The organism is Pedobacter folensis (assembly GCF_056490665.1).
Genome location: NZ_JBWJIF010000003.1, coordinates 92,404 through 110,865 on the forward strand (window position 1 = coordinate 92,404; position 18,462 = coordinate 110,865).

Consider the following 18,462-nt stretch of genomic DNA (forward strand, 5'->3'; position numbering starts at 1 on the left):
AAATATTTGAGCCGTAGAAGAAAGCCTCCGGTGTTTCGAATGCTGATCTTTGTTTCATGAACAACATCACAAAAATTCAATTGGGTCAGAATGGCCCCTTCGTATCTAAACTTGGTTTGGGTTGTATGCGGATGTCTTCTATCTGGGGTGGTGCGACACCCAGTGAAGAAGAAAGCATGGCTACCATTCACGAAGCACTAGATCGTGGCATTAATTTTTTAAACACAGGCGACTTTTACGGTGCCGGCCATAATGAAATGTTAATTGGCAAAGCGATTAAAGACCGGCGCGATGAGGCCTTTATCAGCGTAAAGTTCGGTGCCATCTTTCACAACGGCCAGTGGCTGGGATTAGATCTGCGACCTTTGGCAATCAAAAATTTTATCAATTACTCCTTAACGCGTTTGGGTATCGAAACCATCGACCTCTATCAGCCCTGCCGAATGGACGACAGCGTGCCGGTAGAAGACATCATCGGAACGGTTGCCGACCTGATTAGAGAAGGTAAAGTGCGTCACATTGGCGTGTCTGAAATTACCGCTGATCAGCTTCGTAAAGCAAACAGCACTTACCCCATCAGTGCGCTCGAAATCGGCTATTCGCTGGCCGACCGTCAGATCGAAAACGAACTGCTGCTGGCAGCAAAAGAACTGGGCATTGCCGTAGTGGCCTTCGCCAATACCGCAGAAGGTTTATTAACCGGTGAAATGAAAGCACCGCTTGCAGCGAACGATTACCATAGCCATTTCTCCCGCTTTCAGGGCGAAAACCTGGTTCATAACCTCGAAAAAGTAGAAGTGCTGAAACAAATGGCCCGGGATAAAGGCTGTACACCTACGCAGCTGGCCATTGCCTGGGTAAAAGAGCAGGGTGATCACATCATGCCTTTGGTGAGCATGAGCCGCCGATCGCGTTTACCCGAAAATCTTAAAGCGATGGATATTGTATTTAGCCCGCAGGAAATGAATACTTTAAATACTACTTTTGCAATAGGTGCCATACGTGGTGGTACTTACTTACAACGCTAAATGACCAGTCCAACAGAAATTCTCCCCGGTGTCATCTTTTATTCATACCTCTCTGCCCAGCGGAAAGAGAAAGTGTGTTTCTGGAACCACCATACCCTGGTACTGCAGGTTTCGGGGCAGTTTACCTTAGAAACCTCCGGTCAAAACCTTTCGATGACCGGAGGTGAAGTACTGCTGATTGGCAAAAACCAATTGGGTACGCTCACCAAAACACCGCTGCCCGGAGGGAACTATGAAACCATCGTCATCTCCCTGCAGGAAGAGCTTTTACGCAAGATCGTATTGGAAGAAAAATTAACAGCAGACCAGAAGTATATTGGTCCGCCAAATATCCTGATTCCATCAAACGAATTCCTGAAAGGCTATTTTCAATCGATTATTCCCTATGCCCGAAGCTCAGGCGCCACCATGACCGATGAAATGGGTATTTTGAAAGTGAAAGAAGGCATTAAATTGCTGTTACTTGCCCTGCCGGCATTGCGAAACTTTTTGTTCGACTTTTCTGAACCCCATAAAATCGACCTGGAAAAGTTTATGCTGAGCAACTATCATTTTAATGTGCCCATCGAAAAATTCGCGCAGCTGACGGGGCGCAGCCTGGCCGGTTTTAAACGCGATTTCCTGAAAACATTCGGTGTTCCACCCCGTCATTGGCTGCAGGATAAACGGCTAAGGGAAGCCAAACACCTCATCGAAAGTAAACACCAGAAACCCTCTGCCATTTATCTCGATCTGGGCTTCGAAAGCCTGTCGCACTTCTCGCATGCCTTTAAAAAGAAGTTCGGCATGGCACCTACGGCGCTAAATGCTTAAGGGATGGATCTAACGAAAGCAGATTCGGACTGTTTTTTAGCCGTGGAGATAATACTTGCTCCAGATAGTAGTGGTTAGCTTTGCGAAATTTGCATACGCGAGACGTGTGCGCTAACAAGGGCCCTTTCCTTATATAAGCCTGCTAGTAGTAGTATAAAACTTAGGCCAATCGGGCTGGCTAATAAAATTTCATTATGTCTTTCGATAGGTGTGAGAATATAAGTTACTCATTAATCTTTTTTTAAAATCTCGGTTAGGCTGTTTTTTATCCAGGTTAGACTCTTATCATTCTTCTTTACCGATGTGAAATAGTTTAGTCGACCTTCAAGGACGTTCAAATAATTTCTCCTGTCAGAATTTATCCGTTTAAGGTGTTCTTGAAGTCCGTATTTGGAAATATAATATACCTCTTGCCGCAATTTTTTTATTTGAGAATTTTTTATTGATAGCTTTTTGTTAACAACAATACCTGTAACCATTTGTCGCTGATATGGCTTTTTAACGGTGGTTTTTCTGGAATTAATTTTAAATCCATGATTTTTGATTATTGCCCGGATTTCCCTACTCACTGCTTTTGCCTCAAAATTTCCTGAGACTGATATATCATCCGCATATCTAGAATACCTAAGCCCTTTTGACTTGCAAAACGATAACAATTCAATATCTAGTTTTTTGGTTATGACTGAAGAAAGATAGGGACTAGATGGGCTTCCCTGTGGAAGCCCATTGTGCAAAGTGATCAGTGATGACAAATGTGAAGAAATAGATTTATTATAACCCATTTCTTGAAAAAACATATTCACCATTTTACCATTTATATTGTCAAAATATTTCTCAATATCCAGATTGAGTACTAAAGCCTGTTTGGTATGAAATTTTGCATTTGATATAATAGATCTTTTTTCCAGGTATGCGTTGTTAAGAAGATTTGGCGCGTTTTTTTTTATGATATTTTCTAATATCCAGTATTGAACTTCTTTAAGTCCAGGCAATGGTTCAGTTATGGTTCTTGAATTTCCATTCTTTTTGGCAATTTTAAAAGTCCTGTAAAAGTTCTCTGGCCGCAGAATGGCACGTGAGAGATAATCCTCTGTATATTTTGTTTGGAAAGAAAGATGTTTTAGATCATAAATTATTGGTAATTTATTGTTATGTAATTTTTCTGCATAGAACAGAAGCTCCTTAATCTTGGATGGGGAATATCCAAGATCAGAAGCTTTTTGTGTAAATAAGAACTTGTACTCGTTCCAACTAAATAGTGATTCTTTCATACAGAAGTGTCATACATTTCAAGAGAAATACACTCATATTATATTCTTTCCTCGTTATTTCTAATAATTAAAAGAAAAACAGTGGATTAACGAACGTAGCCAAAGCGTAGTTGAGTTAATGCACCCCCCGCGGGAGCGTCTCGGTGATTGATGAGCTCCGCGAATTTATAATTATTCAAAATGCTAGAAAGAAAGTTCCCCTCAGGCAAACGACTCGTTTGCCCGTAGTCCGAAGACTACTTGAGCTAAGAAAGATCTTCCACGAAGATATTAATTAGGTGGGATATAAATATCAGGAATTTCATTATTTTTATACTTTGAATTTGGTTCCCGAAGGATCCATTTATTTTTATCCTTTGAGTATTTGCCTTTTATATTGGTCGCGAGAGCTATTAGTTCTTTAACAATCTTTTTGTCTTTTAATTCCTTATCGATCTCAAAAAGAGTTTGTAAACTTGAAATCAACTGTGCAGGGAAGTCCACTAAGCTATCGTCTGTCGGGAAAAGTACTGATATTGGTTGGTCAAACAAAAAATCGTTTACAAATGAGATATATTTGTCAGATTTATCATCTTTATATGTCCAGCCTTTAGAGGTCAATATTGACCTTAACTGATTTAATAAGAGCTTAAAGCGCATCTATCTTTTTTAAAATTTTATTAAAATCCAGATCCATACGGTTTTCTTTGAAAATTTCTATGTTTGTAGTCGATGTTTTCTTCTTTAACTGCTTTGTCCTATCCATATCATATTCTGCCGTAGGATAGAACCAGTACGCATGTTTGGAAAGCATAACGTGATCGTCAAGGACTTCAATCCACTTATCCTCTGCTTCGGGTAGTACAAAAACAATCAAGAATAACTTAGTATAGCCTTTGAACTCTCTTCGATATATCAGGTTTTCATAAGTTCTTGCAGAAATTGCATAAGTAAAATTTCCACTACTATTTTGTTTAAAATTCTTTTCTGTGGTACACTTCAGTTGGATATCTGTTTTGATGGGGGATGGTATAAATGTTTCTTCACCACTATGACGTTTTCTCATAAAACTAGGACATACTGTGAAATCGACCCCTTCATCTGGAGAAGGTTTTGCAATTGAGAATCTGTTTTTCGCCATGATGAGTGTCAAAAATGCTTCTGATATTTTTTCTTTTACAATGCTAGTAGTCATTTATATTAAATGAAATCAACGTAAAATTAATTTTTTAGAAATAGCTGTAGTATAGAATGGAACTTCGCAGTTTAACTTTGATCCAGGATCTCTCAATTGAAATGCAGGGAGCCGTAAATGCGACTAGTGATTGTTCCTAGATTAAAGATGCCTATGAGTAGACAATTTTTATAATGGATCTTAAAGTTAGTGCTAGTGCGAAATTTTTCGAAAATGGACATTATTGAGATTGTTAATAAGCAAATATATAGAAAATATTGTCTGTAAGTTACTTTTTGTATTTTTCATAAAAATAGTTCTTCCTCACTAGTGTACTCCTGCTGGCGCTTGCGTCCCCATGTGCATGTTAGCTCGAGCGGAAATTGTGGTTAGTTAAAATCCCTTTAAACAAAAAAACAAATGTATCCACACAACCCTTGCACTTAGATTCCTGAAAAGAGATAAAATTTTGAAATTTAATGTCAAAAAGTTACTTTAGAGCGCATGACGTATTCTTTTGTCCTGAGGACTTAAACCAAATAAATGATTAATATACATTTCGAATGTGAAATTTTAAGAGCCAGCAGGAATAGGCTGTTGCGCTTAATTGAAACGAGTAATCACGAAATATTATTTAAAATTCCAGCGGGTTTTAACAATAATATCATCTGGCAAATTGGGCACTGCATCACTTCTCAACAGCGGCATATGTATATGCGTAGCGGATTACCCATGTATATCTCTAAAGAATTTATGGAGTCCTTCAAAATTGGATCGTCACCACGTTCCTGGCAAATTAATCCGGATGTTAATGAGGTAAAACATTTACTGATTGATACCGTTAACCACCTTGAATCAGATCTGGAATCCAGATTATTTGTCAACTATGAGCCCTTTGACTTACCGATCGGATTTCGAGTAAAAAATCATATCGAGGCACTACAAGCCGCTAATTATCACGAAGCGGAACATAGCGGGCAGATTTTGACTTATTTGAAGTTATTAGTCAAAGAATGAAGTCCATGATCTTAAACTATCTCCCAAAATTAGAAATATAGCTTTTATAGCTAACGATCTGGAACGTTTGAAGCCCATTCGATCTACTGAAACCGTATTATACAAAAACCGAAACGTTATTTATATTCACCAAATATTTATCAAGCGCTTTGCCTTAATGAAAAAACTGTTCACATTGATTACCCTATTTATTCTGGTGCAAAACGCAACAGCACAAACAAATGCGCTGAAAAAGATTGCTGATAACATTAAAGCAGAGGGTGAAATGCTTTATCGTTCTGAATGGGCTTCAGGTCATAGTACACAGATTTTCAGCTCCAGGTTCGGCAGGAAGAAGCAATTATCCGGGGGATACTTTTCTTATGAGACAGCAAAAGAAATGACTACGATCTTTTTTTCTAAAAATGACAATCCGGTAGTATTGGCAACAGTTAAGTTCGGCCATGGGTTAGACGCATCTAAATATAGTATAGACACCACCACAAGAAAATTTACCGGAGTTGAAAAAGACTTTTATGCCATCCGGTCAAAAGCGGCGCAGGCTGTTTCAAGCGACACGCTTTTTAAATTTTATGAAAATACCAGTTTAAATCTTGTTCCGATCATAAAAAATGGGGCAAAAAAAGTATATGTCATCACCGGGCAAACCGCACCGGATGAAGTGTTATTAGGAAATGATTACCTGATTAATTTTGACAAAAACAATAATATCATTAAGAAAACAAAGCTTCATAACAATCTTATTCCGCTGGGAACCGGTGGTATAGAAAAGATAGAAGCATCCTCACATCAACACTTAGGTGAAACAAGTCCTTATATTACCGCGACAGATATTTGTGCATTTAAATTATGGAAGGGAAAGACCACCTGGGTGATCAGTTTCATTGTCTCAGCCCGATATGTATCTGCATGGCACTTTCGCGATGAATTTTTAGAAATTCTAACCCAGGCCGAATTCGAAAAAATAATGAAAAAGAAATAGTTTAAGCTATTCACGTCCTAATGCTGGTCGTAGCCCTCGCAGGCGCAGGCCTACCGTGTATACATGTTTGCTAGAGCGTTAACATTTGCGATTAATTAAAACCCTTTAAACAAAAAAAAGCCCATCTTTCGATGAGCTTTTAATCAGTAGCGGGGAGCAGGATCGAACTGCCGACCTCAGGGGCTATGAATCTGTTAATCTAATTGAAAAGTATCCATAAATCACAACCAGATTGCTTTTTGGTATAAATCAATCAAATGATAAATGTTATTTAGTTAATTCTTCGTGGCATGTTGGCATCAATAATAGGCTTTAATACAATTACTGATTTTCCATAAACTGCATCAGGAATTATATTGGATATGCTATTTAAAAAGCCATTTTCATAGTCTACAGCATTATCTTTTACATTATAGTAATAAAAAGGAATAAGTACAATACTCGACTTATATTCTTTAAATGTGAAGTTATACGTTTTAATTCTTTTTAATAAAGAAGCATCTAGCGTATATAGCCGTTTGGTCTCAGGGTTCAATTTGTTTGAATAGTACAGCGTATCAATTTTTCCTTCGTTATTAAAAGAAAGAGCTATTGAATAAAAGTGGGCAAAATTCTTTTTTGTGCTAAGATGTGCATCTCCCTGTATGCCTTTAATAACACATTCATTTATAAAGACAGGTAACTTAGGTACTTTCTGCCCAAATACGGCGCTACTTACTAATGCAGCAAAAATTATTAATAAATATCTCATCTTTACAATATGTTCCTTGTTTATCAGTTGCTGTTTTTTGAGTGTGTCGTCTGTTAGTGTCCATTATCGCATCCCTTTGTGCACAATCTAGTCTTAGCGTTTCGCTGATATCTAAATAGACAAAATTTGTAGGAGATATAAAAACAAAAAAAGCCCATCTTTCGATGAGCTTTTTCTCAGTAGCGGGGAGCAGGATCGAACTGCCGACCTCAGGGTTATGAATCCTGCGCTCTAACCATCTGAGCTACCCCGCCGGGCTTAATATTTACTGTATAACGTAAATATTGATGTGGTTATTTTTAAGAGTTGCAAATATAGAATAAATATACATTCTATTAAAAAGAAATGTGAAAAATCCTTTAAAGCCTTATTGCTCAGTAAATTTGATTGTTATTTGCCGGCCATTAAAAAGGTTTCCATCCTTAAAATCACCTGATTTTTGGCTTAGGTTGCACTGCCGATTGCTAAATTTACCGATGTAGCAAGATTGCTTTTGCAAAAATAGAATGGAATTGTCCGATATTGATCTGCTCATAAAAGAACTCATGAGCTTGACTAATTATTGCCCTGTTCCTCTTCGTTGTCTGCTAGCTCTTCTTCTAAATTTGGAAAGGTTAAGGTTTTCATAAAACTATCTTGATTGGTATAAAAAGTACAGTTAGCGGGCAGTTTAAAGAAATTCGGTGTTAAATCGGTGATCAACCTTGTTGTAACATACATATTCAGTTGGGTAATATTTTTTACCAATTTTCCTGTTGATGCATCGTACTCTGGTTGTTGGAAATTGCTTTTAAGTACCAATCCATTGAGTAGCCTAGAGAAAAAACAAAATGCTTTAGGCCCTTTAATATTTGGGGCAACAAATAAGGTTGTTCGTAAGGTGTCGTATGGTACAATGGCCTTTTCTTCATTAATAAAAGCGTTTACATAATTGATCAACACTTTTTTGCATGCAATCTGTCCAATTAATGTATCCTGTTTAAAGAATATGGTATCTACACTGAAATATTTATTACTCGTATCTCGTGTATATGTGGCATTTTCATAGATCGATGCCATGTCGACATATTTAGTATTAATGGCGTTGTACTTTCCACTATCATTTGTAGTAAACAGGTATTCATTTGTGTCCCTTTCCGCTTTAATCATCGACCAAATTCCGTCCAATTTATAGCCTTCATTGGCAACTGTTAGCTTCAAAATTTCTTTGTCCTGATAGTAGTACGCAAATTCATAATTCTTTTGCGCCTGGCTTTTATTTAAGCAGAAAAGTAGAGAGAGCATTAAAAAATATTTCATGATGTAATTGATTGTTTATGGATTAAACATCGGGATTTTTTTTAATAGTTACTAACTGGATGGATGTTAAATAAGAATCTGTAATCAATTAATGAGGCATTTGTTGGCGGTGAGCATTTAATGCTGATTAACCTACTCGCGTTCGTCATCCTGAATTTATTTCAGGATCTATTAATAGGTATTAAATCAGTTTCATTATTCGATAAAGAACAACTGAGCTAGCGATTAGCTAATTTGCGTTTGGCGATCGGCGTTTGGCGTGAATTAAGTGGGTAAAACAATCAACTAATCTCCCAACAAGCCCAATAAACACTGACTAATGAACCAATGAACCAGTGAACCAATTGCAGTCCGGAGTACATAGTCGGTAGTCCTTAGTCGATTAATCCCAATGAACCAATGACCAATGAACTAATGAACAAATGACCAATGACAAATGAACCAGTGAACCAATGATAGTCCGAAGTCAATAGTCCTTAGTCGATTAACCGATTTAAACAATTAACCGATTAACCTCAATAATCAATGAACGAATGACTAATGAACTAGTGAACCAATGACTAATGAACCAGTGAACCACCACCTGAATCCAATAAAAATTATATTGTTGCAGATATAGAATAAATTACCTTTCTTTAGAAAAATAATATTAAAAAATAGTCCGGAAATTATCCTGGTAGTGTACTAACATGGCAGAAAAGAAAAAATTTACACTAGAGTACGAAGTTAGATCGTCACCAAGAATATTGTATAGTTTTATTAGTGAGCCAAACGGCTTATCGCAATGGTTTGCGGACGATGTGAATTTCCGCGATCAGGTATATACTTTTACCTGGGACGATGAGCAGCAAAAAGCAAAACTGGTTTCCATTAAAGAAAATAAGCTGGTTAAATTTAAGTGGCTGGACGATGAACCTCAATGTTATTTTGAGATGGAAATTGTACAGGACGAACTAACCAATGATGTAGCCCTCTCGATTACTGATTTTACTACCGACGAGCTTCTTGCAGAGAAAAAATTAATCTGGGATAACCAGATCGATTATCTGATTAGCGTATTGGGTGCATAATATTATCTTCGTATTGTTTACCTTTGTAGGGTGAAAAAAATACATCTTCTATTAATAAAAGCATTTGTGAAGCCATTCATAGCAACATTTTTTGTTATGATGTTTATTCTATTAATGTTTTTTCTGTTTAAATGGATCGATGATTTAATTGGAAAAGGTTTCGAATGGTACACCATTCTGGAGCTGATGTATTATGCCTCGGCCGCCAATGTATCCATGGCGCTGCCGCTATCGGTATTACTTTCTTCCATCATGACTTTTGGTACACTGGGCGAAAATTATGAGCTGGTGGCCATTAAATCGGCAGGGATTTCTCTGCAGAAAGCCATGCGCCCCCTGTTTGTGGTGATTTTGATCCTGACCGTTTCCTCCTTCTTTTTCGCCAACTACATGTTGCCCAAAGCCAACTTAAAATTTGGTTCGCTGCTGTACGATATCAGGAATAAAAAACTTTCATTTTTAATTAAACCAGGGGTTTTTAACAATGCCATTCCGGGTTATGCCATCCGTGTCGATTCGAAAGAGGAAGACGGTACGTTGCACAACATCATGATTTACGATCACCGCGAGAATAACGGCATTCCGAAGGTGATTCTGGCCAGAGAAGGTAAAATGAATAAAACCTCCGACGGTAAGTTTTTGGTGCTTAACCTTAAAAATGGGGTGCAATACGAGGAGCAGGCTTCGAAAAACGGGATGTACAACCCAAGACAGATTTTTACACGGAACCGCTTTAAAGAAACCTCGCCGCGTTTCGATATGTCGTCTTTTGACCCCAGTACCACCGATCCGAATGCTTTCGGAAACAGTACGCCCATGTTAAACCTGAAAGGCATTACGAAAAAGCGCGACTCGCTGAACAAGCAACTGGATACGATGAAAATACGCACCATTGCCAACCTTACCAGTAACTTTAAGCAGTTTAATGTAACGAAAGGTTATATGAAGGTTAAAGCCGTACCGAAAGAGATTGATGATGTCATCCTAAAGGACATCCCTAACGGATCGCGGAAAATGGCCCTCGATAATGCCAACAATACCGTTGCGAATATTATGCAGCACGTACCCAACTGGGGCCCGCGCCAAACGGATTTAACCGGTGAAATTATTTTTGCAACTGTAGAGTACCAGCGTAAATTTACCCTGGCTGCATCCTGTATCCTGTTGTTTTTTATTGGTGCACCATTGGGTGCCATTATCAGAAAAGGAGGCATGGGTTTACCCGTGGTGGTGGCCATTTGTTTCTTCCTGGTATACCACATTATTACCACGGTGGCCGAAAAATCAGCACGTGAAGGTAATCTGAACCCGATCTTCGGAATGTGGATTGCCGTGATTGTTTTATCGCCCCTGGCGGCCTTTTTAACCTATAAAGCGACAGTCGATTCGGCCTTGTTTGATGTAAATTATTACAAGCAGCTCTTCATTCAGCTGTTTAAAAAGAAGGAAAAATAGGCAGCTTTTCCTTTACTTACAGATGATATTTTAATCCAAATATTGCTCAATAAGGTTGTACATTTGTACGGGTTATTGTTTGTGGTATAAATTGATTTTAATACGCCTTACACACCATTTGCCCCATAATGTTTATAAAATGCAAACAAAATTAAACACAATAGAAGAGGCCATCGCAGATATAAAAGCTGGTAAAGTGATTATTGTTGTAGATGATGAGAATAGAGAGAACGAGGGTGATTTTTTAACGGCAGCTGAAAACGCAACGCCAGAGATCATCAATTTTATGGCTACTTACGGCCGCGGTTTAATCTGTGCGCCACTTACAGAAGAACGTTGTAAAGAGTTAAACCTTAACCTGATGGTGGGTAAAAATACGGCTGCTTACGAAACTAATTTTACGGTTTCAGTCGATCTGGTTGGTCACGGTTGTACCACAGGGATTTCGGCAAGCGACCGCTCTAAAACTATGTTAGCCCTGATTAATCCTAAAACCAATCCTGAAGAGTTGGGCAGACCGGGACATATTTTTCCTTTAATTGCTAAAGATGGTGGTGTCATACGCCGTGCAGGTCATACCGAAGCTGCGGTAGATTTAGCCCGCCTGGCTGGCATGAAACCTGCAGGTTTATTGGTAGAGATTTTGAAAGAAGATGGCGAAATGGCCAGACTTCCGGATTTATTTAAAATTGCCGAACAGCACCAGTTAAAAATTATATCCATCGAAGATTTAATTGCCTACCGTTTAACCATTGATAGTTTGATTAAACAAGAGGTGAGCATCGATTTGCCTACCGCCTGGGGCGATTTTAAAATGACCGCTTATACGCAGTTAGATAATAATGCTACACATCTGGCCATTTCTAAAGGCGAATGGAATGCCAACGAACCTATTTTAGCGCGTGTACACAGCTCTTGTGTAACGGGCGATATCTTTGGGTCATGCCGTTGCGATTGCGGTCCGCAGTTGCACAAAGCATTAGAAATGATCGAAAAAGAAGGTAAAGGTATTGTGGTATACATGAACCAGGAGGGCAGGGGTATCGGACTAATTAATAAATTACGTTCATATAACTTACAGGATGCCGGTTTCGATACCGTAGAAGCGAATATTAAATTAGGCTTTAAAGGCGACGAACGCGACTATGGCGTAGGTGCACAGATCCTGCGATCGGAAGGTGTAACTAAAATGCGTTTAATGAGTAATAACCCAACCAAAAGAGCCGGTTTAATTGGTTATGGTTTGGAAGTGGTGGAAAACATCCCAATCGAAATTGCCAGTAATGTGCATAACGAACGTTATTTAACTACCAAAAGAGATAAAATGGGCCATTCGATTATGAAAGGATAATTCAGTTGGCAGTTAGCAGTTGACAGTTTGCATGGTGCAAACTGAAAATTGTAGATTGAAAACTTATGCAAGACCAACAATTGAACAAGTGTTCGATTGTTGGTTTTTTTGTGCGTATTTGTAATCCTTCGGTTCATCCGCTTATGCTTGTTTCGGGATCTATTTCTCCTGGGATTCGTCCTCCTGAACTTGTTTCAGGATCTTTATAACCTAAGTTTGATTAATATTAGCAGCATGTATCTGCTTTTTATCGCTTGCTAATCTAGGCGTCGCGTCATGCTGAATTTATTTTATTAGTAGACTTTATTGCTTCAAAGACGTAATAGGCTACAAGGAATCGTCATTGCCCGAAAGCTTTTTCAGCCGACAGCCTGTTCCGACCTTTCGGGGAGCAATCATACAACGATCGTTACTAGCCTGCGCTTTAAGATTCCCGCCTGCGCGGGAATGACGATCATTCTATTGAAGTCTTGCTTCGTTCCTGGCAATGACGATGGGTTGGGAAAATGAAACAATGACTAATAAACCAATGGCCAATGAACTATTGACCAATGAACCAATGAACCAATGGCCAGAAAGAACCCCCTTAACCCTAACCTCTAACCCCTTCTACCTCCGTTGGTTCCCCTTGCTCTGATTAATTATCGCTTCCTTATTAATCGATTTATTCGTTTTAACAGGAGCCTGACTTTGTTTCCTTTTCAGGTTGCGGCGGTAGGCACCCGAAATTTTCTGAATAAACTCTTTAAACGTATCAAACTGCTGGGTATACACCAAACCAAAAGAGGTTACGTTTGCAGTTGAGCTGATCCCGCTGTTTAAGAATATACTTTGTTGCGTAGGTGGTTTATTTGCTGCTTTCACGGTTAAACTTCCATCTTTTTTAATTAAGAAAAGTGCCTCAACCTCTCTGCCCACATTGTCTTTAGAGAAATCGATCACCGTAAAATCGTTCACACTGTTCCGGTCTACAATACCCGCATTAATAATTAAACGATCGCTAAAGAATTTGAACGATGCATTGGCCTCGCTTAATGAGCGTACGTTCAGATCGACAAAGTTTAAGTTTAAGGAAGAAAGTACATTGTTAAACTGGTTAAATACCAACTCCGTAGCGGTACTGGTTGCGGTAGAACTGAGCTGGTTTCCGATCGATTCGCCACCATTTCCAGGCGCAAAACTTCTTCGGATAATTAAACTGAAGGCCTGCAGGTTCAGGTTGTTCTGATCGCTTAAATAGGTTTGCAATTCTTCTTTAATAGAAGGTTGTGCAGGGAAATTGATATCCAGTTTAATATCTGGTTTTAACAGTAAACCCGTTAATCCCATCTCTACCTCGGTATTTACCCTTTGGTTGGCGTTACTGCTGGCATCTCGGTTGGCGGCCTTGTAAAGATCGTTTAAGCTCGCCCTCAACGCATATACTGCTTTTAAGTTGATCTGTGCAGCGGTAGGGTTACCCGTCCAGCGGATGGTTCCACCTTGCCTGATTTCGAATTTTTTGTTGATAACCTCCTGGGCTGTAAAGTCGAAACTTCCGGTCTCGATGATATAATCGCCCGACATTTCGAAATCGCCGAAACTATTGATGTTTAAGTTCAGCTCGGCATTACCCTTGCCACTTAAATTACCCAGGGTGGTAAATATATTCGCCGTGGTATTCGGATCGATGGTTAACTTGAAGGTCAAGGTTAAACCATCAAAGTTGGTTTTTTTCTTCACCAGTACAGTCGAATCGCGGCTTACAAAATTAATGAAGTCTTTGTCCGATATGGTTTCAGAACTGTTTAAAGGCAGGTTAAATACGGTTCCTTTCTCCGTTTTCGCCTTAATATCAATCTTCATTTTATTGGTAGGACCAGTAAAGGTAAACACACCAGTACCGTAGGCACGGCCATAATATACCGAATTGTCTTTCGCGGTGGTATTTAAGGCCATTAAACTGTTGGCATTTACCTTAACATTCAAGGTAGGGTAGTTAATGTCGTTTAAATCTACTGTACCATTTGCGGTGGCTTCGTGGCCTTCCAAATCGTTAAGGACAAAATCTTCGAGTTTAATGACACTGTTGTTGATTTCTACCTTATCGGTAATGACATATGTGGTTTTAAGGTAGTTTACCATCAGCTGTCCTTTATCTAACGATAGACTTCCATTAATTTCCGGTTTCTCTAATTTACCTTTTACGGTTAAATCAGCCGAGATATTTCCTTTTAAATTGGATACGAGTTGTTTCACAAAAGGCTCTAGAATGGTGAGTTTGCTTTCGTCCATTTTTACGTCAAGGTCGATTTCTTTTTCTTTTAGATCCAGATTTCCGGTCAGTTTAAAAGTCTCCGAACCGTCGGCCATGATGCGGGTAAATACGTTTATTTTTTTGTTCTCGTTGCTGTAAGATGAGGTATCAGTTAAGGTGCCGATATAGATATCGTTAAAGTTTAACGAATCGATTTTTAAATCGTCGGTTACCCTTGGTGCTTTTAATACCCCATACAAATCGGTAGTCCCGTTTAGGCTTCCACCCAATTTAACACCAAAGCCTTTGGTAAAAGGGTTCAGGGTTTTTAAGTTGAAATCTTTAAAACCAACACTAATTAAATCTTTCGGATCTTCTGAAATTAATCCATCAATGATCACCTGCTGCTTTCCGTTGGTTAAATCGAAATTAGTGATCTCGGTTTTGCCATTGTTGAGCACAATACGTACTTTCTCCTGGATGCGCCACTCTTCGTTATTAATTTTTAAGATAGAAGGTAATACGCTGAGTCTTGCGGTAGTGTCCTGGTTTTTGGTAAATTCTACCAAACCGTTTAAATCGAGCTGATTATCCTCTTCGGCGTTCGACATTTTTACGTTGAAAGCCAAACTGTCGTTCCGCAGGATATTGGAAATGTTTACATCTTTAATAAATAAACTATCGTTAATCTGCACACGATCGGAGGTGACAATCAGTTGAAGTTGTTGGGTGGTGGTATTTTCATCGAGGATGATATTGTTGACCACAATGCCATTGTATTTCAGTTTCTTCACAAAACCATTCAGCGTTGCGGTATTATTGCGCGAATCGAAATCACCTGTTACCGTTGCACCTTCTTCTAATTCGAGGCCAGGTACAAATATCTGCGCCAGCGGTTCGAACTTTTTAACCTTCAGGTTAAACTGAAAAATCTGGTTCTTGTATTTGATGATATCGGCCTTTAACGAAGGGATGTAGGTTTTGGCGATGGCTTTGTAATAAGAAACAATCGAATTTAAATCATATTCACCTTTAATGCTGGCATCTAAAATATCTGAACGGATATCGAGTACGCGGCTGGTACCGATACCGTTGGCCATTAACTGCACCGAATCGACACTGTAAACGCCTTTCGGGTTTTGCAGCCTGATTTCTTCAATTAATAATTTGCCTGATATATTGTTCAGGTTGGTGCCCGAGAAATTGGTGGTAAATTTAGCGTCAACCTGCAACGAATCTTTCAGGAGTTTTAAAGCCTTTAATTTTGCTTTAGAAATCGTGGCATTGAAGTTAAATACCGGCAGTTTTGGATTCAGGTTTACCCCGCCATCAAAAACCAGTTTCACGTTACGGTCGTTAATGCTCAGTTTGCCGTCGAAATATTTTTTGTTAAAAGTTCCGTCAATTTTCACATTGTGGTAACGGTAACCATTAAAATCGATATAGGCTACGTCACCGTTTATTTTCTCGGTTAACTCTTTAAGCTCCGTGCCACGGCCTTTAACATATAGGGAAGAACTGATGCGGCCAAGGCTTTTTTCATCAATCAGGTTACCCAGGTTAAAATCATAGCTTTTTACGTTCCCGGTATAAGAAGGAACATCGTTTTTATCGATTTTCATGTTCACATCCGAAACAATACGGCCCAGTTTGGTTTTAAATTCGCCATAGGCAATAAAGTCGTTCTGGAAACCGGTGAAACTTCCGTTAAAGTTAATGTTGCCAAATTTGTTTACAATTACCGGAACAATTTTTTTCTTGCTGTTGGTAATGCCGGCCAGTACTTCATCCAGATCGGTTTTATTCGTGCCCGCCATTTCAATGTTGAGGTCCATAAAGGTCTCTTTCCATTTCGGCAGCCCTTTTAAAATAAAGTCACCTTTAATGTGTGTGGCTTTTCCGGTTCTTAACGATAGTTTTTTGGCTTTAAGGTTATTCACTAATCCTGTAATCTGACCATCAACATCGAGGTCGAGTTTCATCGTGCTCAGCTCAGGCGCAAAGAAAGCAACATCCCTGGAGGTGATGTGGCTATCCTTAAAAATGGCTTTCATCCGCACATTATCCACGTAGTGGTTAAAGTCTTTATAACTTTTAAACCGCATTTGATAGTAATCGGTTAAACGGCTCTGATTGGTTTCGAGCAACAGGTTTTTCAGCTCAATGGCATTACTGTCTATCGTGGTTTGGGCAGTAAGGTTTTTCAGGTAAAATCCGCTTCTTTCTTTGAAAGTCAGGTTTTTGATATTGGTTTTAACCAAATGTGTTTTGGTATCTAGCCCTTCAAAAATACCGCTGAGTTCTTTAACATCAACATTATCGAAGTTTACACTTTTGCCCTGAGTGGTATCTTTTGCTGCGTAATTTTTATACCTGAAGGCAAATTTGTTTAAAATAATACGGCCGATATTGATATCATATGGCTTGCTTTTCTTTTTCTTTACAGTGGGTTTACCAGAATCGAAGTAGTTTATAATGAAATCGAGGTTAGAAGACTTATCTTTGAAATCCTTTAGGAAAAACCGCCCGTTGTTGATTTGAACGGTATTGATATCGATAATCTTTTTTTCAATGGATAATTGATTAATATCGACCATGAACTCCGGGGTTCTCAATAAAGTGTCTTTTTGTAAATCCAATATCAATAAATCTTCCAGTACGATAGATTTAAAGGGTTTAATGTAAAGACTTTTAATGGAAACGGTGGTTTTAAGCTCTTTTGATAAGTACGCAGCAGTTTTCTGCGCAAAATAAGTTTGAACGGACTTAAATTGTAGCGAAAAAATAAGAAGCGCAAGCAGCAAGATTATTGATGCGATTACCCAAAGGAGTATTTTAAATAGTTTTTTAATAATTTTGCAGCTTAAATATTAATAATTTGTCTGTTATACTTGCTATTGAGTCTTCTTGCGATGATACATCCGTTGCTATTTGTAACAACGGCAAAATTACTGCCAATGTTATTGCAAACCAAACAATTCATCAAAATTATGGTGGTGTTATACCTGAATTAGCTTCAAGGGTACATCAACAAAATATTGTGCCTGCCGTACAGCAAGCTTTAATTAATGCTAAAGTTACAAAACAGGACATTAATGCCGTAGCTTTTACACGTGGTCCTGGTCTTTTAGGTTCGTTACTGGTTGGTGTTTCTTTCGCAAAATCTTTTGCATTAGCTTTAAATATACCTTTAATTTCTGTCAATCACATGCATGCGCATATCTTAGCGCATTTTATTGATGATCCTAAGCCTAGTTTCCCTTTTATCTGTTTAACCGTTTCGGGCGGACATACGCAGATTGTGCTGGTAAAAGATTACTTTGATATGGAAATTGTAGGCGAAACGTTAGACGATGCTGCCGGTGAAGCTTTTGATAAAACCGCAAAATTACTGGCCTTGCCTTATCCGGGGGGACCACTGATTGATAAACATGCGCAACATGGAAATCCTTTGGCCTTTAAATTTGCCGAGCCGCAAATTGCCGACCTGAATTTTAGTTTTAGCGGTTTTAAAACTTCTATTCTGTATTTTATCAGGAAACAGGAAAAAGAGAACCCGCATTTTATTGCCGAAAATTTAAATGATATTTGCGCATCGGTTCAACATAGTATTGTACAAATTTTGCTGAACAAGTTAAAGAAAGCAGCAAAACAATACGGAATTAATGAAATTGCTATTGCAGGGGGTGTTTCGGCAAACTCTGGTTTAAGAAATGGCCTGCAACAAACGGCCGATGAGTTGGGCTGGAAGATATACATCCCGGCATTTCAATACTGCACTGATAATGCGGGCATGATTGCCATAGCAGGTTACCAGAAGTACCTGAAACAGGATTTTGTAGGACAGGATGTTTCGCCAATGGCGCGGATGGAGTTTTAAAGGGATGGTTAATCGGTTAATTGTTGAAATTGGTTAATCGACGGCTAAACGCGCAACTCCAAACGCATGGCTTGTTCATTGGTTATCCATCGTTCGTCATTGCGAGGAACTGCCTGCCCCGACTCTTCGGGGAAGCAATCTTACTACGGTAGTCAA

General features: G+C 38.8%; 14 protein-coding genes and 1 tRNA gene. 8 read left to right on the top strand and 7 right to left on the bottom strand.

The window, feature by feature from the left end; genetic code table 11:
• The first annotated feature begins 56 nt into the window (after positions 1–56).
• Together AC04QZ_RS15035 and AC04QZ_RS15040 are read left to right on the top strand one after the other, a co-directional pair.
• Entirely contained in the window at positions 57–1,028 is a 972-nt protein-coding gene (locus tag AC04QZ_RS15035; RefSeq protein WP_478358422.1) for an aldo/keto reductase, read from the top strand.
• Complete coding sequence (locus tag AC04QZ_RS15040) at positions 1,029–1,841, top strand: helix-turn-helix domain-containing protein (RefSeq protein WP_478358423.1); 813 nt, start codon at positions 1,029–1,031, stop codon at positions 1,839–1,841.
• Between the two features lie 230 nt (positions 1,842–2,071).
• Here the strand turns inward: AC04QZ_RS15040 and AC04QZ_RS15045 are convergent, their stop codons facing one another.
• The 3 genes from AC04QZ_RS15045 to AC04QZ_RS15055 all read right to left on the bottom strand — a co-directional run bounded on the left by AC04QZ_RS15045 (position 2,072) and on the right by AC04QZ_RS15055 (position 4,286).
• On the bottom strand, positions 2,072–3,112 hold the full coding sequence (locus tag AC04QZ_RS15045; protein WP_478358424.1) for a reverse transcriptase family protein: 1,041 nt from the start codon (positions 3,110–3,112) through the stop codon (positions 2,072–2,074).
• Positions 3,113–3,382: 270 nt separating this feature from the next.
• Complete coding sequence (locus AC04QZ_RS15050; RefSeq protein ID WP_478358425.1) at positions 3,383–3,751, bottom strand: hypothetical protein; 369 nt, start codon at positions 3,749–3,751, stop codon at positions 3,383–3,385.
• Positions 3,741–4,286, bottom strand: coding sequence for a DUF4365 domain-containing protein (locus tag AC04QZ_RS15055; RefSeq protein WP_478358426.1), 546 nt, complete (start codon positions 4,284–4,286; stop codon positions 3,741–3,743). Before AC04QZ_RS15055 ends, AC04QZ_RS15050 begins: the two co-directional genes overlap by 11 nt.
• Before the next feature lie 522 nt (positions 4,287–4,808).
• Between AC04QZ_RS15055 and AC04QZ_RS15060 the strand changes: the two genes are divergently transcribed.
• Together AC04QZ_RS15060 and AC04QZ_RS15065 are read left to right on the top strand one after the other, a co-directional pair.
• Positions 4,809–5,282 carry a DinB family protein gene (locus tag AC04QZ_RS15060; protein ID WP_478358427.1) on the top strand — a complete coding sequence of 158 codons (474 nt, stop codon included), beginning with the start codon at positions 4,809–4,811 and terminating at the stop codon, positions 5,280–5,282.
• Between the two features lie 157 nt (positions 5,283–5,439).
• On the top strand, positions 5,440–6,264 hold the full coding sequence (locus AC04QZ_RS15065) for a hypothetical protein (protein WP_478358428.1): 825 nt from the start codon (positions 5,440–5,442) through the stop codon (positions 6,262–6,264).
• Between the two features lie 271 nt (positions 6,265–6,535).
• Here the strand turns inward: AC04QZ_RS15065 and AC04QZ_RS15070 are convergent, their stop codons facing one another.
• From AC04QZ_RS15070 to AC04QZ_RS15080, 3 genes are all read right to left on the bottom strand, one after another.
• On the bottom strand, positions 6,536–7,015 hold the full coding sequence (locus tag AC04QZ_RS15070; protein WP_478358429.1) for a hypothetical protein: 480 nt from the start codon (positions 7,013–7,015) through the stop codon (positions 6,536–6,538).
• Between the two features lie 180 nt (positions 7,016–7,195).
• Positions 7,196–7,269 (bottom strand) — tRNA-Met (locus AC04QZ_RS15075).
• A gap of 301 nt (positions 7,270–7,570) precedes the next feature.
• Positions 7,571–8,314 carry a hypothetical protein gene (locus tag AC04QZ_RS15080; protein ID WP_478358430.1) on the bottom strand — a complete coding sequence of 248 codons (744 nt, stop codon included), beginning with the start codon at positions 8,312–8,314 and terminating at the stop codon, positions 7,571–7,573.
• Positions 8,315–9,003: 689 nt separating this feature from the next.
• On the opposite strand from AC04QZ_RS15080, the gene AC04QZ_RS15085 reads away from it, so the two are divergent.
• From AC04QZ_RS15085 to AC04QZ_RS15095, 3 genes are all read left to right on the top strand, one after another.
• Complete coding sequence (locus tag AC04QZ_RS15085) at positions 9,004–9,384, top strand: START-like domain-containing protein (RefSeq protein WP_029278206.1); 381 nt, start codon at positions 9,004–9,006, stop codon at positions 9,382–9,384.
• A 30-nt stretch (positions 9,385–9,414) separates the two neighbouring features.
• On the top strand, positions 9,415–10,839 hold the full coding sequence (locus AC04QZ_RS15090) for an LptF/LptG family permease (protein ID WP_086544751.1): 1,425 nt from the start codon (positions 9,415–9,417) through the stop codon (positions 10,837–10,839).
• A 139-nt stretch (positions 10,840–10,978) separates the two neighbouring features.
• Positions 10,979–12,190 (top strand): bifunctional 3,4-dihydroxy-2-butanone-4-phosphate synthase/GTP cyclohydrolase II, encoded by a 1,212-nt coding sequence (locus AC04QZ_RS15095; protein ID WP_478358431.1) that lies wholly within the window; start codon positions 10,979–10,981, stop codon positions 12,188–12,190.
• 609 nt (positions 12,191–12,799) lie between these two features.
• Here AC04QZ_RS15095 and AC04QZ_RS15100 read toward each other — a convergent pair.
• On the bottom strand, positions 12,800–17,230 hold the full coding sequence (locus AC04QZ_RS15100; protein WP_478358432.1) for a translocation/assembly module TamB domain-containing protein: 4,431 nt from the start codon (positions 17,228–17,230) through the stop codon (positions 12,800–12,802).
• 74 nt (positions 17,231–17,304) lie between these two features.
• Here AC04QZ_RS15100 and tsaD point away from each other — a divergent pair, with 74 nt between their 5' ends.
• On the top strand, positions 17,305–18,306 hold the full coding sequence (tsaD, locus tag AC04QZ_RS15105) for a tRNA (adenosine(37)-N6)-threonylcarbamoyltransferase complex transferase subunit TsaD (RefSeq protein ID WP_478358433.1): 1,002 nt from the start codon (positions 17,305–17,307) through the stop codon (positions 18,304–18,306).
• Positions 18,307–18,462: the final 156 nt, after the last annotated feature.